The 21,990-nt window shown below is 69.4% G+C and carries 21 protein-coding genes and 2 pseudogenes; 15 read left to right on the top strand and 8 right to left on the bottom strand.

Features of this window, described 5'->3' with window-relative positions; translation table 11 throughout:
• Positions 1 to 185: pseudogene (locus tag ACFWXC_RS51865) on the bottom strand (MarR family transcriptional regulator); the annotation flags it as partial.
• An 873-nt stretch (positions 186 to 1,058) separates the two neighbouring features.
• On the opposite strand from ACFWXC_RS51865, the gene ACFWXC_RS51860 reads away from it, so the two are divergent.
• The 6 genes from ACFWXC_RS51860 (at position 1,059) to ACFWXC_RS51835 (ending at position 7,765) form a co-directional block, all read left to right on the top strand.
• Complete coding sequence (locus ACFWXC_RS51860; protein ID WP_384491148.1) at positions 1,059 to 1,562, top strand: SsgA family sporulation/cell division regulator; 504 nt, start codon at positions 1,059 to 1,061, stop codon at positions 1,560 to 1,562.
• 1,547 nt (positions 1,563 to 3,109) lie between these two features.
• The gene (locus ACFWXC_RS51855; protein WP_384491146.1) at positions 3,110 to 5,806 is read left to right on the top strand and encodes an ATP-binding protein; all 2,697 of its coding nucleotides are present in this window, start codon (positions 3,110 to 3,112) and stop codon (positions 5,804 to 5,806) included.
• Positions 5,807 to 5,852: 46 nt separating this feature from the next.
• Positions 5,853 to 6,176 (top strand): hypothetical protein, encoded by a 324-nt coding sequence (locus tag ACFWXC_RS51850; protein WP_384491144.1) that lies wholly within the window; start codon positions 5,853 to 5,855, stop codon positions 6,174 to 6,176.
• A 16-nt stretch (positions 6,177 to 6,192) separates the two neighbouring features.
• Complete coding sequence (locus ACFWXC_RS51845) at positions 6,193 to 6,480, top strand: transposase (protein WP_384491142.1); 288 nt, start codon at positions 6,193 to 6,195, stop codon at positions 6,478 to 6,480.
• Between the two features lie 322 nt (positions 6,481 to 6,802).
• A complete protein-coding gene (locus ACFWXC_RS51840; RefSeq protein ID WP_384491140.1) occupies positions 6,803 to 7,129 on the top strand; it encodes a hypothetical protein in 327 nt (108 codons plus the stop codon).
• Between the two features lie 312 nt (positions 7,130 to 7,441).
• Positions 7,442 to 7,765 (top strand): hypothetical protein, encoded by a 324-nt coding sequence (locus ACFWXC_RS51835; protein WP_384491138.1) that lies wholly within the window; start codon positions 7,442 to 7,444, stop codon positions 7,763 to 7,765.
• A 76-nt stretch (positions 7,766 to 7,841) separates the two neighbouring features.
• Here the strand turns inward: ACFWXC_RS51835 and ACFWXC_RS51830 are convergent, their stop codons facing one another.
• Complete coding sequence (locus tag ACFWXC_RS51830) at positions 7,842 to 8,465, bottom strand: 2'-5' RNA ligase family protein (protein ID WP_384491136.1); 624 nt, start codon at positions 8,463 to 8,465, stop codon at positions 7,842 to 7,844.
• Between the two features lie 119 nt (positions 8,466 to 8,584).
• Here ACFWXC_RS51830 and ACFWXC_RS51825 point away from each other — a divergent pair, with 119 nt between their 5' ends.
• The 4 genes from ACFWXC_RS51825 to ACFWXC_RS51810 all read left to right on the top strand — a co-directional run bounded on the left by ACFWXC_RS51825 (position 8,585) and on the right by ACFWXC_RS51810 (position 11,076).
• Positions 8,585 to 8,722 (top strand): hypothetical protein, encoded by a 138-nt coding sequence (locus tag ACFWXC_RS51825; RefSeq protein WP_384491134.1) that lies wholly within the window; start codon positions 8,585 to 8,587, stop codon positions 8,720 to 8,722.
• Positions 8,723 to 8,878: 156 nt separating this feature from the next.
• Positions 8,879 to 9,457 carry a hypothetical protein gene (locus ACFWXC_RS51820; protein WP_384491152.1) on the top strand — a complete coding sequence of 193 codons (579 nt, stop codon included), beginning with the start codon at positions 8,879 to 8,881 and terminating at the stop codon, positions 9,455 to 9,457.
• A 460-nt stretch (positions 9,458 to 9,917) separates the two neighbouring features.
• Positions 9,918 to 10,490 carry a helix-turn-helix domain-containing protein gene (locus ACFWXC_RS51815; protein ID WP_384491132.1) on the top strand — a complete coding sequence of 191 codons (573 nt, stop codon included), beginning with the start codon at positions 9,918 to 9,920 and terminating at the stop codon, positions 10,488 to 10,490.
• A gap of 31 nt (positions 10,491 to 10,521) precedes the next feature.
• On the top strand, positions 10,522 to 11,076 hold the full coding sequence (locus tag ACFWXC_RS51810; RefSeq protein ID WP_384491130.1) for a YbaK/EbsC family protein: 555 nt from the start codon (positions 10,522 to 10,524) through the stop codon (positions 11,074 to 11,076).
• Between the two features lie 183 nt (positions 11,077 to 11,259).
• On the opposite strand, the gene ACFWXC_RS51805 is transcribed toward ACFWXC_RS51810, so the two are convergent.
• Positions 11,260 to 12,444 (bottom strand): cation diffusion facilitator family transporter, encoded by a 1,185-nt coding sequence (locus ACFWXC_RS51805; RefSeq protein WP_384491128.1) that lies wholly within the window; start codon positions 12,442 to 12,444, stop codon positions 11,260 to 11,262.
• 63 nt (positions 12,445 to 12,507) lie between these two features.
• Here ACFWXC_RS51805 and ACFWXC_RS51800 point away from each other — a divergent pair, with 63 nt between their 5' ends.
• Positions 12,508 to 12,885 carry an ArsR/SmtB family transcription factor gene (locus ACFWXC_RS51800; RefSeq protein WP_384491126.1) on the top strand — a complete coding sequence of 126 codons (378 nt, stop codon included), beginning with the start codon at positions 12,508 to 12,510 and terminating at the stop codon, positions 12,883 to 12,885.
• Here ACFWXC_RS51800 and ACFWXC_RS51795 read toward each other — a convergent pair.
• The gene (locus ACFWXC_RS51795) at positions 12,866 to 13,276 is read right to left on the bottom strand and encodes a MarR family transcriptional regulator (RefSeq protein WP_384491124.1); all 411 of its coding nucleotides are present in this window, start codon (positions 13,274 to 13,276) and stop codon (positions 12,866 to 12,868) included. The genes ACFWXC_RS51800 and ACFWXC_RS51795 overlap by 20 nt on opposite strands.
• A 103-nt stretch (positions 13,277 to 13,379) precedes the next feature.
• Between ACFWXC_RS51795 and ACFWXC_RS51790 the strand changes: the two genes are divergently transcribed.
• Positions 13,380 to 14,762, top strand: a complete 1,383-nt coding sequence (locus tag ACFWXC_RS51790; protein ID WP_384491121.1) for a DHA2 family efflux MFS transporter permease subunit — start codon at positions 13,380 to 13,382, stop codon at positions 14,760 to 14,762.
• Positions 14,763 to 14,765: 3 nt separating this feature from the next.
• On the opposite strand, the gene ACFWXC_RS51785 is transcribed toward ACFWXC_RS51790, so the two are convergent.
• From ACFWXC_RS51785 to ACFWXC_RS51775, 3 genes are all read right to left on the bottom strand, one after another.
• A complete protein-coding gene (locus ACFWXC_RS51785; protein WP_384491119.1) occupies positions 14,766 to 15,989 on the bottom strand; it encodes a 4-hydroxybenzoate 3-monooxygenase in 1,224 nt (407 codons plus the stop codon).
• A 74-nt stretch (positions 15,990 to 16,063) separates the two neighbouring features.
• Positions 16,064 to 17,701, bottom strand: coding sequence for an APC family permease (locus ACFWXC_RS51780; RefSeq protein ID WP_384491115.1), 1,638 nt, complete (start codon positions 17,699 to 17,701; stop codon positions 16,064 to 16,066).
• Positions 17,702 to 18,027: 326 nt separating this feature from the next.
• Entirely contained in the window at positions 18,028 to 18,435 is a 408-nt protein-coding gene (locus tag ACFWXC_RS51775; protein ID WP_384491113.1) for a CoA-binding protein, read from the bottom strand.
• A gap of 291 nt (positions 18,436 to 18,726) precedes the next feature.
• On the opposite strand from ACFWXC_RS51775, the pseudogene ACFWXC_RS51770 reads away from it, so the two are divergent.
• The 3 genes and pseudogenes from ACFWXC_RS51770 to ACFWXC_RS51760 all read left to right on the top strand — a co-directional run.
• Positions 18,727 to 18,822 (top strand): annotated as a pseudogene (locus tag ACFWXC_RS51770) (transposase); the annotation flags it as partial.
• A 190-nt stretch (positions 18,823 to 19,012) separates the two neighbouring features.
• The gene (locus ACFWXC_RS51765; protein ID WP_384491150.1) at positions 19,013 to 20,404 is read left to right on the top strand and encodes an MFS transporter; all 1,392 of its coding nucleotides are present in this window, start codon (positions 19,013 to 19,015) and stop codon (positions 20,402 to 20,404) included.
• Positions 20,405 to 20,487: 83 nt separating this feature from the next.
• Positions 20,488 to 21,192 carry a TetR/AcrR family transcriptional regulator gene (locus tag ACFWXC_RS51760; protein WP_384491111.1) on the top strand — a complete coding sequence of 235 codons (705 nt, stop codon included), beginning with the start codon at positions 20,488 to 20,490 and terminating at the stop codon, positions 21,190 to 21,192.
• A gap of 110 nt (positions 21,193 to 21,302) precedes the next feature.
• On the opposite strand, the gene ACFWXC_RS51755 is transcribed toward ACFWXC_RS51760, so the two are convergent.
• On the bottom strand, positions 21,303 to 21,707 hold the full coding sequence (locus ACFWXC_RS51755; RefSeq protein ID WP_384491109.1) for an SsgA family sporulation/cell division regulator: 405 nt from the start codon (positions 21,705 to 21,707) through the stop codon (positions 21,303 to 21,305).
• Positions 21,708 to 21,990: the final 283 nt, after the last annotated feature.

Here is a 21,990-nt window from a genome sequence, read left to right as displayed (position 1 = left end):
AGAAGCACCGCGAAATGCCGCAACTCGACACCGAGCGGGCGAAGCGCCTCCGTCATCACCCCGGCCACCCGCCAGTGCGCCCGCCGCAGCAGCAGGGCGAGAGCGAAAGGCGAGGTGTCCCCGGGACGGTCCGTCGCACGCGAGCCGGCCGAGGGGGTGGCGCTGTGAGGAATGTGGGTGGTCACGGGGTCACATTACAGCCATATGTGCATTCGATACGGTTTCACTTGAAACTGGATGTGCACCCGCAGAAGGGTGTCCGTCAGACAGGTGTTCTGCTCGGCCGGTCGGCTTCCGGAGCCTGGAAGGAGCCCGGCATCGGCCGCGATCGCGATGCGCGGAGGAGGGTGGCCCGAGGAGTTCTCCGGCGGCCTGGACGTCTGCCGGCTGGTCGCCACGAGCCCAGGCGTTCGGGGCTGGGGGAGCGGCTCCGCGCCGATTTCGGCGAGGATGATCTGTGCGGTGGCCGGTCCGCTGCTGGGACGGCGGCCGGCTTCCGGGTCGGGATGCGAGCGTTCACGCGGCCGGTGGATGAGTTGTCCGTGAGGTCGTCGTGCGGGGTGGGGATCTCCTCCAGTGTGTTGGCGATGAGCCGGTCGAGTTCATGGATCTGCGCGATGAGATGGCCGACGGTGCCCGGCAGTACCCGTAACAGCCCTGCGTGTCCTCGAACTGTCCGGTCCGGGCCTCGGTGAGCGCGGCCTTCTCGTGAACAGGGGTTGGACCCCTAGCAGTGGGTGTCCTGCAGGCCCGACCCCCGCGAGGTGGGTCAGCCGCCGATGCGGACGCCAGGCAAAGCGTGGAGGCGATCGGGCTCGGTCCCCGACGGGCGGGTTGTCACCGGGCGGTCGTGTGCGCAGCGCCAGAGCCGTGATCCGACCTGGCCCGTCCGCTCACGGTCACTTGACTGATGCATCAGGTCTCAGCCGGTCCCAGGCTTGTAGCAACCCGATCTACCGGGGCAGGTGAGGGCCTTCCGAACCAGCCGTTGGCCAATTCGCGGCTCTGTAGACGCCGACGAGTAGCCGTCGTGGCGGGAAGACGAGAGAGGACGAATCATGAGCGGGAAGGTCTTCGGCACCGATGACGAGCCCGGGTGTACTCACAAAGATCGCAGACGCCGGCAAGGCGGTCACGCGGAGTGGGACATAAAGCATGATCCGGTGACATGCCGCACGGTCGTTGCTCTTCTCGAAGAGGAGGTGCCTCTGTCGGTCATAACAGATCTCCGATATGACAGCGCAGAGCCGTATTCAATAGTCATGGCATTTAACGCGGGCACTGATCTGATCATTGAGTGGGAATTCGGTCGTGAGCTCCTGGCTTCCGGCCGGCGGCGGCTCGCCGGTTTCGGTGATATTCAAATTTGGCCCACCGAGATTCGCGGTCATGAGTTGGTGTACCTGGCGTTCAGGTCGGGGTCGGAAACGTTTGTCGTAGCCGCACCAGCGGTAGTGATCGACGAATTCCTGAAACGCACCTTCGAGGTTGTGCCGTTCGGGGACGAAGGAAGCTTTCTGAGTTTCGAAAGTTTCGTCAGTCAGTTGTCGGACGAAATATGAGGTTTTCGAGCTTGATCGGGTAATGTCCGGCTATTACCGGGACGCGCAACGGCTGGGAATTCGGCGGCGTGTGCTCAGACACTTCGTCGTCGCTCTCGTCTGTCTGGGGTGACATACCGGCGTGCGTGGATCGCCTTCTCGCCGCGGGCTTGAAGAGCTGTGGGCGCCGCTCTGGGCCGAGTGTCGGGCGGCCGGTGGTTCTGCTCCTGTTTAGCGCAAGAAAATCGGTTCCATGTCGAAGCGGAAGGATTGCCACTGCAATCGTTGCCCCGCCACGCGATGTTACCGACGCCACGACCTTCAGTAGCGTGCTTTGCCCGTCCCCAGAGAACCTCGTCGTAGGTTCGAGACGGTCATTGATGGCGGCGTCTCCCCTGTGCGCGCGATCCGTCCTATACGCGCGATCCGGGCCGGGCTGCGTCGGTCGGCCGGGCAGCGAGCGGTCATTCCCAACGGATCGACCGGACCGTCAGCCGGCGGTGCCGAGAATCCGCCGACGGACGGCCGGGCGTAGGGTTGCTCGCCAATACCTTTTCGACGTGAGGTTGGCTGAGCTCTTTCAGCGTGGCCACTGATCGGCACGGCATCGGCGTCCGCAACGCACAAGGCTCCTGTGCCATGAGGGAGATGTTCGGCGGGCCACGGTACTCATCGTTACCGGCGAGGACGACCGCTGCTGCACGCCCCCGCCGCCCCAGCGTGCCCGGTTGACCTGGGTCACCTACGCCTACAGGACACCCTCGCCCAGATCGAGGTCGGCTTCGGCATCTCCGTCTGCGCCCACGACGGCTGCCGTCGACCTGCTCGCCGACCACGCCCCAGTCTGCTGCGCGCCCTGCGTGCGGCCAAGCCGGACCACGTGCTGCTGGACGGCATCGTCGCGGAGTGTGACCGGACAGGCGACAGCCGGGCCGTTCCATCGGCGGATTCGCGGCACTGTCGGCATGGGGTGAACGTGCAGGTGCTGATCGATCCGATCCGGCATGGCGGCTGTTGTGGATCTCACCCGTCCTGCCCGGGCGAGCCCATACCTGACCCCTGTCCTTACCCGCCGGGTCGCCCGGATCTGCGAACGCCAGAGCACCCGGTCCTCGCCGTCCTCGCCCAACGGGCTCCTCGGCTGTGCGCCTCCATAGCCCCTTCGCCGCCGTCGGGATCATGCTCGGCAAAGTCGTGGTTCCGCCTGGCATCGGCCGAGACTCGCCGTTCGCTGTTTTGTTCCGAGAGTCGTTCGACTGATGGTTGAGCAGCACTGATAAGGGCCGCCGTACCTGACGAGTACGATGGTGGCCGGAACGACCCCTTGATGGAGAGAAGCTTCACGTGCTGTGCGCCATGCCTGCTGTGCCGACGAGTGAACGTCCGGCCCTGCTTGAGCATCCCGTCGCCACGGTCAACGGAAGCACCACAGGCGGGCACCGCCGGACGGCAGAGGGCTTCGTCTTCGTACGGCCTGTCCAGGTCCGCGCGCTCACCGTCACAGCGGGCGTCCCTGTTGGGACGGGGCTGTTGGGAACCCCGCAGAAGGCGGGATCCGTACGGGTGCGATGATCGGGCGGGACAGGGAGCTGCGCACCCTTCGCGGGCTGCTCGCGGACGCTGCGGCTGGGCACGGCAGCACGCTGCTGGTCCACGGCGCTGCCGGTGTCGGCAAGTCGGCTCTGCTGCGTACGGTCGGCACCGAGGCCATCGAAAGCGGCTTCAAGGTGCTACGGACATCTGGAGTGGAGCCCGAGCAGTGGTTGCCGTTCGCGGCGCTGCAGATGCTGCTGCAACCGGTCGCCCGTGGCGTGGAAGACCTTTCGGCTCCGCACCGTTCGGCGCTGAGCGGCGCGTTCAGCGTCAGGGACACCGAGCCCGAGATATACCGGGTCGGACTGGCCGTGCTCGAACTGCTCGCCGACGCGGCCAACCGGCAGCCGCTCCTGCTGCTGGTCGACGACCTGCAGTGGATCGATTCGTCCAGTCGCGACGTGCTCAAGTTCGTTGCCCGGCGCACCCGCGACCATGCCATACAGGTGTTCGCTGCCGCCCGGGTCCAGTACTCCGAATCGTACGTGCTCCTGGACCTCCCCCTGGAGCCGCTCGGCCGGCCAGCCGCCGCCGACTTGCTCGATGTCGGCGCGCCCGACCTGCCGGCGCCGTTGCGGGCGCTCATCCTGGAGCGTGCCGCGGGTAATCCGCTGGCCCTGGTCGAGCTGCCCAAGGCCGTGCAGGGCGTGACCCCGCAGATGGACGACCTGCCGCTGACTCAGCGGCTGGAGGACGCGTTCTGTGCGCGTACCGATTCGATGAGCCGCGAGTGTCGCACGTTGCTCCTGGTCCTGGCCGCCGAGCCGGCTGCGCCCCTGAACCTGCTGCTGGACGTGTCGAGTCGCCTCTGCGGCTCGGCGGTCTCCGTCGACGCGGTGCAGGAGGCGGTCGACGCGGATCTGGTCACCCTGGTCGGCTACAGCGCGGAGTTCCGCCATCCGCTGATGCGCACGGCGATCTACACCCACGCTACGCTCGCCGACCGGCTGGCCACTCACCGTGCCCTCGCATCGGTGATGGACGACACCCCGGAGCGTCAACTCGCGCACGAGGCGGCGGCCACGATCGGGCCGAACGAGGAACTGGCCGCCCGGCTCGAGCGTTTCGCCGATGCGTCGCAGGCCCGAGGGAAGGTGGCGGCTGCCGTCCCGGCGCTGCGTCAGGCGGCCGACCTTGTCCTCGATGCGCAGCGCCGGACCGGCATCCTGGTCCGGGCGGCCGAGTTGTCCAGCGAGATCAACCACCGCGTCAGCGCCCAGATGCTGCTGGACCGCACCGACATGAGCGTGCTGGGCCGGGTCGAGCGGGCTCGCCTCATGGTGGTGTCCGACAACTGCGCGATCGAACCGGGCGAGCCGCAGCGACGGATCCAGGACATGGTCACCGCGGCGGCCGGAGCGTTCGACGCAGGAGCCGGAGACGTCGCGGAGAACCTGTTGTGGCGAGCCAGCGCACGATGCTTCTTCCAGGACGGCGACGCGCAGGTGCGTGCTGAGGCCGCGGCAGAACTGGATCGATGGAATCCTGATCCGGATGCCCCCCATGTGCTGGCGGTGCGGGCGTACACCGAGCCGTACCGGCACGGGGCCGACGTGATCGCGCGGCTCGACGGAATCAGAGCAGATCCTGAAGACGGCCGGATCCTGCATTTTCTCGGTAGCGGTGCCATGGTCATCGGCGACATCAGCCGCGCCGTTCAGTACCTTGCGCTGGCGGCCGCGGCGTGGCGGTTGCAGGGCCGGCTCGGGCTGCTCGCCCGTTCGCTGGCCGCCAGCTGGCCACAGGTGTACCTCGGCCAGCTCGAGCGAGCTCGCGAGGAGTCCGCCGAGGGGCTCGCCCTGGCCGAGGAGACCGGGGAGTGGATCGTCTGGCTGGGGCTGAAGGCTACGGCCGGCCTGGTGGCGGCGCTGCGCGGAGAAACCGAGCAAGCGGCGCTGATGATCCGCGAACTACGCATGCACAGCTTGTTCCCGGGTATGCCGTTCGCCACCGTGATGGCGCAGCAGACCGACGGCCTGCTCGCTCTCTTCGACGGCCGCGCCACGGAGGCGTACGACGTTCTCGCGCGCGCGTTCGATCCCGTTGACCCGCACTACCACTCGGTGAGCCGCTGGCTGCTCGCGCCGGACCTGGCGGATGCCGCGGTCGCCGCGGGCACCGTGGAGCACGCCCGGGAACTGCTGGCCGAACTTCCGGAGCTGGCCGAACGGCTGCCCTCGGAAATGATGGTGGTGGCTCACGCCTACACCGACGCGGTGCTGGCTCCGGACGACATCGCGGAGGAGCGCCACGCCGCGGCCCTTGCCGCACTGCCGGCCGACTGGACGTTGTCGCGTGCGCGGTTGCATCTGCACCAGGGCCGCTGGTTGCGCCGCCAACGCCGCAACGTGGACGCTCGGCAGCCGCTCCGACTCGCCCGCGACGGGTTCGACCGGGTCGGCGCGCAGCCCTGGGCCGAGATGGCCCGCGAGCAGCTGCGCGCCACCGGCGAGTCGAGTGGCCGACGGCACGCGAACACCGGCGAGCAGCTGTCTGCCCAGGAAATGCAGATAGCCCTCCTGGCGTCACAGGGGTTGAGCAACCGAGAGATCGGCCAGCGCCTGTTCATCTCGCACCGCACCGTCGGAGCGCACCTGTACCGCATCTACCCACGCCTCGGCATCACCGGCCGGGGCAAGCTCGCCGCCGCGCTGGCCGCACTTCGAGCGTGAGCTCGGCCATGAACTCGACAGGAGGATTGGTCGGCAGCCGTCGGACGTGCCCGAGGTGCTGGGTGCAGACGTCCCGCGCCGGATCGGCGAGCGCCCGCGCACCCTCGGCGAGTACTTCGCCATCGAGAGACCCTTGCTCCAACCGCTGCCCGAGGACCACTTCGAGACCGGGCGGCTCCTGACCTCGAGGGGGGTACCGCTACGCGCAGATCTGCGGCAGAACCACTGCTCGGTGCCAGTAAGGCTGATCGGCCGCCAGGTCCGCGTCCTGCTGCACGCCTCCGAGGCAGTGGTCTACGACGGCCGCACCGAAGTCGCCCGGCGCGCACCGCGCCGAACACCTGCAAGACCATCCTCCCTGACACCTTGACGCCACTACCGAATCATTGACTTCGTGGCATTGGGTGCTGGATGCGGTCCGCCATGTCGTCGACAACGGCGTCAAGTGGGCGAACCTGAAGCGTGACTTCCCGCCGTATCGGCCGGTGCACGCGTTCGCCCGCCGCTGGCAGGTGATGGGCTTGCTCGCCGAGCTCCATGACCGACTTCGCGACAAGGTCCGCGAGAGGGAGGGCCGTTCACCCGACCCGACGGCCGCGATCGTGGACTCGCAGTGCGTGCGGGCCGCAGCGAACATCCCTCGCCCGGCGTCCGGGTGGGACGGCGGGAAGTAATCCCGCTGCTTCTCGACCTCGGCGCGGGTCGGGAAACGAAGCAGCTCGGCGAGTGACTACACCACTCGGCATGACACAACCCTACATAAGGGGTGGTAGTCGCAAAAATGGACATAGTTGTATCTGGTCGATAGCGTTGACAGGTGCCACAGCCTCGGCTGCGTCTAGCCGTCTGAAGGCGGACGCTGAATGCCAGAGTGCTTCGGCTCTGATGCACCCGATACGTCGAGCCCCGATGACGCTGCCTGGTCCGCAACCGGCTCAGCACGTTGGCAGGGGCGAGCATCACTGCAAGCAACAGTCTCTGAGGAAGAGAATAGTCATGCACGCCAAGCGAACCACTGCGCTACTTGCGGGCACTATCGCCGCGGTGGCAGGGCTGACGCTTGCGCCGACGGCTATATCGCAGGCCGCAGCCACCTCGGCGGCGTACGAAGCCTCGGCCACCCACCAACCCACCCCCAAGCCGACGAAGACCCGTAGTCCCTACCAGCAGGGCAAGGTGGAAGGACGGGCGGCAGGGAAGAGCGACGGTGAAGACTGTAACTACCACCAGTCCTATGCCCCGAAGTCGAGCAACTCGAAATACAAGCAGGGCTACAAAGAGTCTTACGAGACAAACTACGACGCTGCCTGCGACGAAGATTAGACAGCTCGTCCGCACAGTCGTTGAACTGAGAAGGTTTCCGCTTACCGCTCGGCGGGCTTGGTCTGTCGAACACGGTTCCTGTGTGGGTGATCTCTTGGAGGTCGGCGCATAGCGGCAGGGCCTCCCGGTAGCTCGGGGTTGCGATCCCAACCGAGCAGCGCCAGGGGGCCCTGTGTCGCAGTCTTTCTTGCTTGCGTCCGTGGAGTCCAACGCGCAATCTCCGGCGTGTGACTGTCTCGCGCACAGGTTCGGCAACGCGGCGGACGGTCCGGAGCGCGTGCGGAGTTATGGCTCCGACATGACGGATGCAGAGTGGCAGTCGTCCGGCCGTTGCTGCCGGAGGGCTATTGCCACCGCGTGATGCTGGATGCGGTCCGCTATGTCGTCGACAACGGCGTCAAGTGGGCGAACCGGCTCCACGACCGGCTTCGCGACAAGGTCCGCGAGAGGGAGGGCCGTTCACCCGACCCGACGGCCGCGATCGTGGACTCGCAGTGCGTGCGGGCCGCGGCGAACATCTCCCGCCCGACGTCCGGCTGCGACGGGTGCGGGGAGCAGCGTCGTGAGACAGTTCGGTCCCTATCCGCTGTGCTGCTCCCCGCACCCGCGGAGATGGTCCCGGCCTGTCAGCGTTGAAGGCGACGGTGACAGCCTTGAGGCACGGGGTCTTACGGCCGGAAAGCGGCAAGGCCCCGTGTGTCACCATGTCCTCTCAGCCGAGAGGGACCTTGGCGAAGGGTTCCCACTCGTACATCTGGTTGTCTCTGTGGATCACGATGAGTTCCGCGGTGTCGATACGTGCTTGTGCTGGCGTGAGGCTGAGGCCGTCAAGGACCTGCGCGATCGGCGACGCGGGCCCGTCATGGGCGCTGTAGGCCACTGAGACGTGAGGCGTGAAGCCCTCGGCCTTCTCAGGGATCTCTCCGAGAACGTCGCCGATGGCATTCCGGATGGTGTTCCGGACGGCCCGGACTGGGCTGTCAGGGTGGACATGGAGCAACACCGCTTCGGGGTCCAGCGCCTCCGGCCCGATCCGTAGGTCGAAGGCCGGGACGGCAGCCAGTCGTGTGTGCGCTGCCTCCACGATGGCGTTGACATCCTGCTCTTTGGTCTCACCGACGAAGTCGATGCCCTGCATGGTCAGGTGCAGCCATTGATCGGGGATCGGGGTGAGGATGTCTCCGAGAGGCACGAGCGCGGACCTGTACTCGGTGGCAAGCCGGTGCACGTCGTCCTGGCCCTCGAACGTCAGATGCCAGGTGTAAAAGCGGCGTCCCACACTCCAGCCGGGCCGCCACCACCAGTGGTTCCGCATGGTCTCGGGTTGCGTCGTCATAGTCCGGGATCAGATCAGGCCGAACCCTGCCCTGGCGAGAGGGCAACATGTCGTGGAGCGGAGTCCAAGCAGAACTCCTCGATGACTTGCCGCAGTCCGACGGCCGCGGTGCTGCTGGCGTGCGGCTTGCCGATGCCGGAACACAGTTCAGCGAGGCGACGGGTGACCGGCGCCAGACGGTGGTCCGGGGCTGGGGCGAGGACGGGGGCGAGGGCTTCGGAGGCTCCGTCTGCTTCGCCGGTGGCGAGATGGGCTGAAGCCTGGCTGATGTAGATCCAGCGCCGCGGTATGACGCCCAACTTCATGGCAGCCCCCTCTACGGGCGTGGGCAACGGACTGCACCCGCACCTGTCGCAGTGGTCCGCCCACGGCAACGCCTTCACCTACCACCGCAGTGACGACCTGCCCCGGTGATGGAGCGGGCCATCGCCGGCCTCCTCTCCGCGATGCCACACCTGGCCCCGCTGTACGCGGCCACCGTCAACTCCTACAAGCGGTACGCCCCGCACACCTCCGCCCCGGGCCGCTACGCCTGGGCCTTCGACAACCGCGGCTGCGCCATCCGTGTCATCGGCGTCGGTGAGAACGCGCACGTGGAGGTCCGGCTGCCCGGCGCCGACGCCAATCTGTATCTGGCCGTCGCCGCCGCCTGCGCTGCCATCATCCACGGCCTTCAGGACCATCCCGACCTTTCCCCGCCGTGTGTCGGCGACCCGTACGCGGTCGACGACGCCACCCCTGTGCCTGCCGACCTCGCCGAAGCCGTACGAGGCTTCGACGGCAACAAGATCGTGCTCGACGCGTCCGGGGAGAACGTCGTGCGTCACTACGTCCGCGCGGCCCGGGCGGAGATCGCCTGGCACCGCTCCCAAGTCACCGACGTCGAGCGGGAGTACGGGATCGGGCGGCCCTGCTTGGGCCCCAGTCCCGCTGCCGAGCCTCCACCTGGCAGCGGGCTCCACCTCACCTGTAGTCCTCGGCGGACACCTTGACGGCACAATCGACAAGTACGGCGAACCCGTCGTTACCGCGGGCACCGGCAATCTTGAACATGACGGTGGCGCCGACGAACTCGGTGAGCCTCCAGCCCGGTGGCGAGAGTGGCACGAGCTGATCGGAGACCACCACCCGGACGTACTTCTGCTGCAGGAGATGACCTACAGCCGAGCCGAAGGCCACCGCCAGTTCGAGTACCCCAGGCTGTGGCGTACTCCGCCGACCGACATCCTCGCCGGCCTGCGCGAGGTCCCTGACGGTGCGCGTCGCGTGAGCAGTCCGCCGCCGAAGTCGGCCAGTCCCCACAGGAGACTGGTGGTCAGGGCGAAGAATGCTGTCACGGGCCGCCTCGCAGTACAGTTCGGTGAACGATCAGGTACACCCCACCGTAGTTCACTTAGCTGAACTCTGTCATTCAGAATATTGGACCGCGATGCTCTCGACGATGGAAAAAACGTGTCGGACCTCGACCTGCTGACCCAGTCCCTGGCCCGCAACGTCAAGCACTGGCGCGCGGTGCGCGGCTTCACCCTCGACGTGCTCGCGGCCCGGGCCGGGGTCAGCCGCGGCATGCTCATCCAGATCGAGCAGGCCCGCACCAACCCGAGCATCGGCACGGTCGTCAAGATCGGCGACGCGCTCGGCATCAGCATCACCACCCTGCTCGACTACGAGCAGGGCCCCAAGGTCCAGATCATCCCCGTCGACAAGGCCGTACGGCTGTGGCACACCGAGGCCGGCAGCTACAACCGCCTCCTCGCCGGCACCGAGGCGCCCGGCCCGCTGGAGATGTGGGACTGGCGTCTGATGCCGGGCGAGAGCAGCCCGTCGGAACCCCATCCGACCGGCACCGTGGAGATCGTCCATGTCACCGTCGGTGAACTGACCCTCACCGTGGACGGGACCGAGTACCGCGTGCCGACGGGCGCCAGCGCCTCCTTCGAGGCGAACACGGCCCATGTGTACGGCAACACCGGGGACGTGCCGATGGAGATGATCATGACGGTCTCCGTCCCGCCCGTGCCCTGAGCCCGGCGGGCCCGGCTGTTAGCGTGCGGACATGCGCGCACCCATCGGAGACTTCGACACCGCCGTCCCCGCCCCCGACTGCCTCGACGAGCTGACCGCCCCGGTCGCCGACGCCGTACGGCACTGGAGCGGCGCGGTCCCCGCCGAGCAGATCATCTACGTCGAGACCGACCCGCAGTGGGCGGACACCGCCGTCTTCGTCGAGCACTACGGGCGCGACCTGCTGGAGCGGTCGGCCAACTGCGTGGTGGTGGCGGGCAAGCGCGGCGGCGAGACGACGCTGGCCGCCTGTCTGGCCCTGTCCACCACCAAGGTGGACGTCAACGGCGTCGTACGACGTCAACTCGGGGCCCGCAAGGCCTCGTTCGCCTCGATGGACACCGCGACCGGGGAGACCGGCATGGAGTACGGCGGCATCACCCCGATCGGACTCCCGCACGACTGGGCCCTGTTGGTGGACTCGGCCGTCGTCGACCTGCCCTACGTCCTGGTCGGCAGCGGCCGCCGGCGCGGCAAACTCCTGGTCCCCGGCAAGGCGTTCGCCCAGCTGCCGGGGGCGGTCGTGCTGGAGGGACTGGGCGTCTAGGGCCTGTCCGCCGGATCATGCCGCAGACGCGGGGCCTGGTGCGTCCACCTGCGGCGTTGTCGTCGGTTGTCAACGCTCCGCGTTGCCGCCCTCCTCCGCCTTGCAGTTGGACGCACCAGGCCCCGCTCACCGGCGCTGATGATGTGCCCTTGTTCTCCTGCGACCTGATCCGCCGGACAGGCCCTAGCGCGTCGCGTGGTGGGCCAGCGCCAGGTGCGGGTCCTGCTCGCCGGGTGCGGGCGCCGGATCGGCGTGCACCAGGGCCGCCGTCAGCCGGGGTACGGCGTGCAGCAGCGCGTGTTCCGCCGCCACCGCGACCGCGTGCGCCTGCCGTACGGTCGCCTCGCCGTCGACCACGACCGCGACCTCGGCCCGCAGCCGGTGCCCGATCCACCGCAGCCGCAGCTCACCCACCGCCCGCACCCCCGGCACCGCGCGCACCGCCCGCTCGGCCCGGTCCGTCAGCTCCGGGTCCACGGCGTCCATCACCCTCCGGAACACCTCCCGGGCCGCGTCCCGCAGCACCAGCGCGATCGCCGCGGTGATCGCCAGCCCCACCAGCGGGTCGGCGAGCTGCCAGCCCAGCGCCGCCCCGCCGGCCCCCAGCAGCACGGCCAGCGAGGCGAATCCGTCGGTACGGGCGTGCAGCCCGTCGGCCACCAGGGCCGCCGAGCCGATCTCCCGGCCCACCCGCATCCGGTACCGCGCCACCCACTCGTTCCCGGCGAACCCGACCAGCGCGGCCACCGCGACCGCCGGGAGGTGCGCGACCGGCCGTGGATCCAGCAGCCGTTCGACGGCGGTCCAGGCGGCGAAGGCGGCCGACGCGGTGATCGTCAGCACGATCGCGATCCCCGCGAGATCCTCGGCCCGCCCGTAGCCGTAGGTGAAGCGGCGGTTCGCCGCGCGACGCCCGAGCACGAAGGCGATGCCGAGCGGTACGGCGGTGAGCGCGTCGGCGGCGTTGTGCACGGTGTCGCCGAGCAGGGCGACGGAGCCGGACAGGACCACGACGACCGCCTGCGCCAGCGCCGTCACCCCGAGCACGGCCAGCGAGACCCAGAGCGCGCGCATCCCCCGCGCCGAGGTCTCCAGAGCGGAGTCGAGCTTGTCGGCCGTCTCGTGGGAGTGGGGAGTGAGGAGGTGCCCGAGGCGGTGGCGGAGGCCGCCCGGCGACGGGTGGGAGTGGGAGTGGGAGTGGCCGTGACCGCGCTCGCCGTGAGGGCCGGGGGCGTGCGCGTGGGCGTGCTCGTGATGGTGCTGGTCGCGGGCGTACCGGTCGTGGGCGTCCTGGTCGTGGGTGTGCGCCTGCTCAGGGTGGTGCCGGTCGTCCGCGGGTGCGTGCTCGTGGTGGTGCCGGTCGCTCATGCGGCTCCCCTCTCCGGTGCGCGGGACGTGGACATGCGACGCCCCCGAGGCCATTATGTGCGTATGAGCGCACGCATGCACCTATCACCTGCGCAGCATGCGCATCCGCGCAGCCCTGGCGAGGAGCAGTTCGCGCTCGCCGCCGAACTCCTCGCCCTGCTCGGCGACCGCACCCGGCTGTCCCTCCTGCACGCCCTCACGGCGGGGGAGGCCGACGTCACCACGCTCACGGAGGTGTGCGGTGCCGCGCGGCCCGCCGTCAGCCAGCATCTGGCCCGGCTCCGGCTCGCGGGCCTGGTGGGCACCCGCAAGGAGGGACGCCGGGTGGTGTACTCGCTGCGCCACGGTCATCTGCGCCGGCTGGTCGACGAGGCGCTGAAGGTGGCCGACCACAGGCTCGCCGAGACCGCCACCGAAGCTCCTACCGAAGCAGGGAACTGAGCTTCTCCAGCAGGGCGAGCACCTCGTCCGGGTCGCTGGTCGCCGCCGCGAGCGCCGGGCCCAGGGGTGCTTCCCGTACCGCTTGCATACGGCCGGACGGCTGGGCGGCCGCGCTGAGCAGCGTACGGCGGCCGTCGCGCGGGTCGGGTTCGGCCGTGGCCGCCTCGACAGCGCGCAACCGGGCGACTCCGTTGGAGACCTGGCTCTGTGCCAGGCCGGTGCGCTGGGCGATCTCGGTGACCGTGGTCCGGGGGTGGTCCCGCAGATCGGCGGCCACGATCAGCACCGTGCCCGTGCTGGTGGGGTGTTCGCCGATGCCGTCGGTGGGGACGGCGGACTCGGCGAGCTTCTGGAGGCGGTGGCCCAGCAGGTAGAGGTCGATGACGTTCACGCTCCTCAGGTTACATCTGGCATAGATGCATCTCGCAAAAATGCATCACAGGCAGATGCATCTTATCTTGATGCATCTCCATCGGATGGATATGCTTCTGCTCATGCCGAAGACGACGAAGCTCCGTGGTAACCCGTGGGCCGTTCTGGTCACCCTCTCCCTCGGGTTCTTCATGACCCTGCTCGACATGACGATCGTCAACATCGCGATCCCGGACGTGATGAGCGACCTGCACACCGGGCTCGACCAGGTGATGTGGACCGTGAGCGGCTACACCCTGGTCCTGGCCGCCCTGCTGGTGACGGCCGCGCGGCTCGGGGACATGAAGGGGCAGCGGACGCTGTTCGCGGCCGGGGTCGCGGTGTTCACCGCGGCCAGCGTGGTCTGCGGGCTGGCCGGCGGGGCCGAAGTCCTCGTCGCCGCACGGCTCGTGCAGGGGCTCGGGGCGGCGCTGCTCACCCCGCAGACCATGGCGCTGGTCATGGCCGTCTTCCCGGCCGAGCGACGCGGTACCGCGCTCGGCGTCTGGGGTTCGGTCGCCGGGGTGGCGACGCTGTCCGGGCCGACCCTCGGCGGGCTCCTGGTCAGCACGGTCGGCTGGCGCTGGGTGTTCTTCGTCAACGTCCCGATCGGGCTGCTGGTCCTCGTCCTGACCTTCCTGCTCGTCCCCGACCTGCGCACCGGCCGCGCCCACCGGCTCGACCTGTCCGGCGTCCTGCTCTCCACCGCCGCGCTGACCTGCGTGACCTTCGCCCTGATGGAGGGCGACCGGTACTCCTGGAACGCCGGGATCCTGGTGCTCGGCGCCGCCGGACTGGTCCTGGCCGCCCTGTTCCTGCGCCAGCAGTCACGGCGTCAGGGGAGCGAACCGCTCGTCCCGTTCCGGCTGTTCGCCGACCGCGGCTTCACCGTGATGACCGCGCTGGTCGGAGCGATCGGTGCCGCCCTGATCGCCGCCGTGCTGCCGCTCGGCCTCTACTTCCAGCAGCAGCTCGGCTTCAGCGCGGTGCAGGCCGGACTGGCCCTCGCGCCCTCGCCGCTGGTCTCCCTCTTCGTCTCCCCGCTCGCCGGACGCCTCAGCGACCGGATCGGCGGCCGCAGGGTGCTGTCGGCCGGGCTGGTGTCCTTCTGCGCGGGTCTGCTCGCGGTGATCCTGCTCGCGCAGGGCTCGGCGTCGGCGCTGGTCTTCACCGTGCCCCTGATGTTCATGGGGCTCGGCACCGGCTGCATGATCGCACCGCTCTCCACCGAGGCGATGCGGCACGTTCCCGCACCCCTGGCGGGAGCGGCCTCCGGGGTCAACAACACGGTCCGGCAACTGGGCTCGGTGCTCGGCTCGGCCGCCGCCACCGCGCTGATGGCCGCGGGCGCCACGCCGCTGGCCGGAATCCACCTGGCCATGGCCCTCGCGGTCGTCCTGCTCGGTCTCGCCGGTACGGCACTCCTCGCGACCCGCGCGGGCCGGCCGGCGGCCGTCCCCGCGTAGCGTTCAGAAGGCGGTGGCCGAGCCGAGGTACTGCTCGGCGAAGGCCGTCGCGGCCGCGCGTGAGGTGAACAGTCTGCGCAGCCGGGCCAGCGTGGTGCCCGCGAGGAACGGGTCGCCGGACGCGGTGCCGTGGTAGATGCCGGACAGGAACCCGGAGAACTCCTGGTAGTCCCAGACCCGGCGCAGACAGGCGTGGGAGTAGCCGTCCAGGCCGGAGTCGTCGCCCTTGGTGACGTGCGCGACGATCGCGTCGCCCAGCAGGAAGGCGTCGTGCAGGGCGAGGTTCATGCCCTTCGCGGCGATCGGCGCGGTCAGGTGCCCGGCGTCGCCGGCCAGGAACAGGCGGCCGAACACCATGGGTTCGACCACGTAGTTGTGCATGTCCAGCACGCGCTTCTCGACCAGCCGCCCCTCGTTGAGCGGCGGCGCCCCGGCCGCGCCGAGCCGTTCGCGCAGTTCGTCCCAGACCCGCTCGTGCGACCAGCTCTCCGGATCGTCGCCGGGCGGGCACTGCAGGTAGTAGCGGGTGACCTCGGGGCTGCGCGCCATGTGCCCGGCGAAACCGTTCGGATGGACGCCGAACAGCACACAGTCCGAGGACGGCGGCGCCTCGGCGAGCAGCGCCAGCCAGCCGATGCCGTAGTCCTGCCGGGAGATCCGCACCCGCCCGTCCGGTATCGCGTCCCGGGTCACCCCGCGCGCCCCGTCGCAGCCCGCGACGAACTCGCAGCGCAGGACGTGCCGTTCGCCGGTCCCGGGGTCGACATACGACACGGCGGGCCGGTCCGTCTCCAAGTCGTGCAGCGTGACGTCCCGCACCCCGAACCTGATGTCCCCGTCGCGGACGTCGGCGTACTCCCGCACCAGGTCCGTCACCAGCAACGGCTGCGGATAGACGTAGTGGTGGTGGTCCGTCAGCTCGCCGTAGTCGAACCGGAAGCGTTCGCCGCCGAACCGGAACTCGCACTCGCTGTGCGTCTGCGCCCGGGCCAGCAGGGTGTCGGCGAGACCGCGTTGCTGCAGGCCGCGGACCGCCCATTCCTCGATGACCCCGGCCCGCGGCCGGGTCTCGATGAACTGCCTGCTCTCGGTCTCCAGGACCACGCAGTCGACGGCGGCGGCCCGCAGGATGTTCCCGATGGCCAGCCCGGCGGGTCCGGCGCCGACGATGACGACCGTACGGCGTTCTTCGGAGGGGGAGCCGGTGTGAGGGGAGGGGTGAGTCACCCCCGCATTATGACGGTGTCCCGTCAGCCACCGCAGAGCCGCCCTGGCTGACGGGACACGGGAGTCGGGGCGGGTCAGTGCGCCGGGGCGTCGGTGACCACGACCTCGTCGATGCTGCGCTCGATGTCCTCGGTCGTGGACGACGTCGCCTTCGCCCAGTAGTAGATGACCACCGAGAAGACGGCGATGACGACGATGTCCCACCACAGCGCGATGTGGCCCTGGCCGCCGAAGCTGCCCTGCCAGGAGATCAGACCCATCCCCAGCAGATAGACGGGCAGCCACTGCGCGGCCCTGAAGTCCAGCCGGGGAGCGTCCGGCAGGTTCTTGTTGTGGGCGTAGAGGGCGTAGCCGCCGAGCAGCAGGTAGCCGAGCACGATCGCCAGGCCGAGCCGCCACAGGGTGCCCCAGCCGGACCAGTAGATGATCAGGTTGGCGACCACGAACGCCACCGGCGAGAGCAGCTTGCCGCCGGGCAGCCGGTACGGGCGTTCATGGCGCGGCAGCTTGTCGGCGAAGACGCCGTACGCCAGCGGAGCGCCCGCGTACATCAGCACGCTCGCGGAGGTGATGAAGCCGACCAGCTGGTGCCAGCTCGGGAACGGCAGGAAGCAGATCACGCCGGTCACGAAGGACATGACGAGCCCGAACCACGGCACACCGCGGGCGTCGGTCTTCGCGAAGATCTTCGGCGCGTAGCCGTTCTTCGCCAGGCCGTAGGAGACCCGGGAGGTGGCGGTGGTGTAGATCAGGCCGGTGCCGCCGGGGGAGATGATCGCGTCGAGGTAGAGGACCACGGCCAGCCAGCCGAGTCCGACCACGGTCGCGAGGCCGGCCCACGGGCCGGTGTCGCCCTGGTACACGAGGTGCGCCCAGCCGTGCGCGAAGGAACTGTGCGGCAGCGCGGCGATGAACACCACCTGGAGCAGGACGTAGATGACGGCACCGATCGCGACCGAGCCGAGCGTGGCGCGCGGCAGGTCCCGCTTCGGGTTGCGGCTCTCGCCGGCCAGCTGGATGGCCTGCTCGAAGCCGAGCAGCGCGAAGATGATGCCGCTGGTGCTGATCGCGGCGAGCACACCCTTGGCACCCATGGGGGCGAAGCCCTCCGAGTGGAAGTTGGCCGGGTGGAAGTTGCTGACGGCCATGATGAAGATCGCGGCCAGTGGTACGGCGATCTTCCACCAGGTCGCGGCGCTGTTGGTGTGCGCCAGTACCCGGACGCCGAAGAAGTTGACGCCGACGAACAGTGCCATGAGCACGATCGCCACCAGCAGACCGCTGGGGGTCAGCGTCTTGTCGGCGTGCAGGAAGTGCGTCGCCCACTTCCAGTGACCGGCGTAGCCGATCATGGCCTCGACCTCGATGGGCGCCACGGTCGCGGCCTGGAGCCAGGAGAACCAGCCGAAGGACATACCGGCCAGGCCGCCGAAGGCGTAGTGGGGGTAGCGGGCCGTACCGCCCGCCACCGGGAACATCCCGCCGAGCTCGGCGTGGACCAGAGCCAGGAGCACGATCGCGACCGCGCCGATCACCCACGAGATGATCGCCGAGGGACCGGCCTGCATGACCGCGTCGTGCGCGCCGTACAGCCAGCCGGACCCGATGATCGAGCCCACAGAGGCCCACATCAGGCCGATCAGCCCGACGTCCCGCCTCAGACCGCCCGAAGGTGTCATGTCCTCCGTCGCGGCTTTCTCGACACTCACCATGTCAAGTGGCCTCTCAGTTTCTGAACGCAGATTTAACGAGCAAGAGGCCACAAGTTAAGGGCGCGCGCTGCACCGACTGAAGAGTGTTGCCCAAAATTTGACCCTCGATCTTTCCTGTCTTGGCCAAAGCTTTTGCACAGGTCAGCGAGGGTCACGGAATGTCCGTATTCAGTTGGGAAATGTGAGAAGACGGTAAGACAGGTCGGGTTCGGACGGGGAATTCCGATGACCCGGGCGGTGATGCATGAGCATGTATCGGACCGGCGGCCCGCACCCACGCGCACGCCGCCTCGTCCGCACCCCGGGGACCCGGTGAGCCGGGTCGGTCAGCCGAGCCGGGGGATCTCGATGGCCGGGCAGCGGTCCATGACCATGTCGAGGCCGGCGGCGCGGGTGCGGTCGTACGCGGCTTCGTCGATCACGCCGAGCTGGAACCAGACAGCCCTGGCGCCGATGGCGACCGCCTCGTCGGCCACGGCGCCGGCGAGGCTGCCGTTGACGAACACGTCGACCACGTCGACATCGAAGGGGATCGCGTCGAGGGAGGGGTACCCCACCTCGCCGTGTACCGTCTCCGCCTTCGGGTGTACCGGCACGACGCGCTTGCCGAAGCGCTGGAGGACGGCGGCCACGCCGTATGCCGGGCGCTGCTGGTTCGTGGACAGGCCGACCACCGCCCAGGTGTCGCCCAGCTCGGTGAGGATCTTGCGGACCGTGTCTGCGTCGCCGTACATGCCCGGACTCCTTGAGGTTGATGCGAAGACTGTCGTCCACGCAACGGCGAGTCGGCTCCGGCGATTCCTCGCGGTCGCAGCCGGAGGCCGGACCTGCTCCGGTGGTGACGTCAGGAGCACCGCAACGGCGGGCAGTTGGCCCAGGGGTGTGATCGAGGAGGCGCAGCCGGCCGTCAGGGGGTCGGTCGGGGTGTCGAGGCCGGGCGAGAGGATGGGGGCGAGATCTCCCGCGCTCTCGAGCCTGCCTGCACGGCCCCGCCGTCGAGCGCGGCGCAGGACCGGTGCCTGTGCGTCGTCTGCACCACGAACGCGATCGAATCGGTCAACGCTCGCACACGGAAAGCCGTCCGGGTCCGCGGGGATTTCCCGAACGGGGCCGCAGCCCTCACGCGCATCACGTCACACGCGAACGGGACCGGTCCCGATCGCACGGAGACCCCGGGGCCGCGAGCTGCCGCCCGACGATCACACAGTCCCGTATATATGTCCCTTATTGTGGCTTTTGCTGTCGTGTCTCGGTGGAGGGAACGGAGTTGGGGCCGTGGCGTTCACGGAGTCGGCCGGCGGTGGTGAGCCGATGTCCTCTCCCGAGTCGGCCCCGGATGCCGGGCGACGGTCCTGGGCGCCGCTGCTGGCGGTGTGCGCCGGGTATTTCATGGTGATCCTGGACGTGACGGCCATCAACGTCGCCGTGCCGGTGATCGGCCGGCAGCTGTCGGCCTCGCTCACCGGCATCCAGTGGATCACCGACGGGTACACCCTCGTCTTCGCCGGGTTCCTGCTGACCGGTGGCGCGCTGGGTGACCGGCTGGGCAACCGTCGGGTCTTCTGCTCGGGCGTGGCGGTGTTCACCCTGTCCTCGGCCGCGTGCGCGCTTGCGCCGAGCGCCCTTTTCCTGGTGGCGGCCCGGCTGGTGGAGGGGCTCGGTGCGGCTCTGATCGTGCCCGGTTCCCTGGCCCTGCTCCAGCAGGCCTACCCGGCGTCGGCCGTACGCTCGCGGGCCTTCGGGCTATGGGGTTCGATGGCGGGCATCGCGGCCGCGGCGGGCCCGCTGCTGGGCGGGCTGCTCGTCTCCACGATGGGCTGGCGCTGGGTGTTCCTCATCAACCTGCCCGTCGGTGTGGCCTGCCTGGTGCTGACGCTGCGGCATGTGGCACGCTCGCCCCGGCGCGCCGCCCGGTCCCTGGACTGGCCGGCGCAGTGCGCGGTGGTGGCGGCGGTGGCGCTGCTCACCGCGGCGCTCAACGAGGCCGGACGGCGGGGCTGGTCCGATCCGGCCGTTCTCGCCGGGGTCGGCCTGGCCGTGCTGGCCGCCGCGGCGTTCGTGGTGCGCGAGCGGCTGGCCCGCTCTCCCGTCCTTCCGCCGAGCCTGCTGCACTCTCGGGCGATGAGCGGTGGAGCCGTCATCGGCCTGCTGTTCAACTTCGGCTTCTACGGCATGGTGTTCACCGCCAGCCTGGAATTCCAGCACCAGCGCGGCTTCAGTGCCCTCGGCACCGGGCTGGCGCTGTTCCCGGCGGTGGCGATGACCATGTTCGCCTCCGTCCTGTCCGGGCGGCTGAGCCGCCGCACCGGCGATCGTCCCCTGGTGGTCTCCGGCATGCTCCTGGCCGCCCTGGGACTGGCCGGCTGGGCCGCGGCGGGAGCCGACCCCGCCTACCCGCTGCTGGTGGCCCCGATGATGGCCGCGGGATTCGGTACGTCCTTCGCCCTCACCGGATCGACCGCCACCGTGATGGGTGCCGCGCCTCCGGCGTACTCGGGCGCCGCCTCCGCCCTGTTCAACACCACCCGCCAGATCGGCAGCGCCACCGGCGTCGCGCTCGGCGGCAGCCTGCTCGCCACGGCCACCGACTACAACACCGGACTGCGCACCAGCATGGCCATCGGGGCAGTCGCCTACCTGGCCGCCGCAGGCCTCGCCTGGCTGCGCGTGCCGGCGAAACCGAAAGGTCCTGGACCGTCTTGAGGCCGTCGGGCAGGCCGCTGCGTTCGAGCCGTGAGCACGGTCACATCCCGAATTCGAGGGGTCCCTCATGTTAGCCTTGACGCATGAGCCAGCAGCACGTCCTGTCCGCGCCCGAGGCGTCGGCCAAGCCGCTGCGCCGCGACGCGCAGCGCAACAGGGACGCGATCGTGGCCGCCGCTCGCAAGGCCTTCGCCGCGCAGGGGCTGGACGCGTCCCTGGAGGGTGTCGCCCGCGAGGCGGGCGTCGCGATCGGGACGCTGTACCGGCACTTCCCCCGCAGGCTCGACCTGGTCGAAGAGCTCTTCACCGCGAAGTTCACGGAACTGCTGGCCGCGGCTGAAGAGGCCGCGGCCATGGACGACGCCTGGGAAGGGTTCTGCCACTACCTGGAAAAGCTCTGTGAACTGCAGGCCTGTGACCACGCCTTCAACGACCTGGTCTCGGCCCGGCTGCCCCTCCACGCGCTCGGCAGGGGAATGTTCGAGCGCGCGGGAGAACGGGCCGCTCAGATCTTCCGCAACGCCCAGGAGCAGGGCGTCCTCCGCGACGACGTCACCCCGGAGGACCTCGCCTTCGTGATCTGGTCCCAGGCCGGGATCATCCAGGCCACACGTGCCGTCGCCCCCAACGCCTGGCGCCGCCACCTTCACCTGCTCCTCGACGCCTTCCGCGCCCAGTGTGCCCACGAGCTGCCGGAACCGCCGCTGACACCCCAGCAGGTCGACCAGACCCTCACCACGCTCGAGTGCCCCGAAGAGGAGTGCCGCGAGTGCCACGAGGAGGCATGAGCCGCGGCAGGTGAGCTCCCCGGGTGACGGGACACACGACGACGAGCCCGGTGCCGCAGTCGGCATCGGGCTCGTTCGGATCTGCCAGGGCGTCGCCGTCCGGGGGGCGTTCAGTTTCCCGCCAGCAACTGTGCCAGCTCGGCGTCCAGGTCGAGCCGGCTGGATTCGGTCCCCGGCGGCACCAAGGACCGCGTGTCGCGCAGGAAGGAATCCACGCTCCGCGCGGGGAACTCGAGCAGGGCCGACCCCGCCGGCGAACGCAGGGCGACGAACACCACGTCGCGCCCCGGGCCGGCGGCCGGCCACATGCGCACGTCTCCGAGCCCGGTGTGCTCGCTCAGAGCCTGAGTCAGCATGTCGCGACTGAAGAACCACTCGACCGTGCGGCCCTCGCCCGGGGGATGGAAGACGGCGCGGACGGCATAGGGGTCATCCGCCTCGTACCGCAGCGATGCGTACATCGGCACCGACAGCTCGTGTGACACGACGAACTGCACGGGCAGCTCGTACGCCACGGTTCTGACCGATCTCACTGTCCCTCACTTCTGCATCCCGCTCGCCGGGCACTTCGGTCGCTGCCCGGGTGCTTCGAGGCACGGGACGTGGTGGCATCGCCGGCGCGACCGGAGGCGCCGGAAGACGAGAGCGGTACACGCGGTTCCTGCGTGTCGGCCCCGTTCGGCCAGGAAGCGATTTCGTCGGACCGGGCCCGATGCCGGCCCGGCGAGCGGTCCGGGGTGGGGGGGCGGGCGCCCCGGGCCCCCCCCGCCGCGCCGGGCCGCGGCCGAGCCCCCCCCG

This window comes from Streptomyces sp. NPDC058683 (genome assembly GCF_042716195.1).
Classification (GTDB): domain Bacteria; phylum Actinomycetota; class Actinomycetes; order Streptomycetales; family Streptomycetaceae; genus Streptomyces.
Note: the sequence above shows the minus strand (reverse complement) of the source record. Positions and strands in the feature narration are given on the sequence as shown.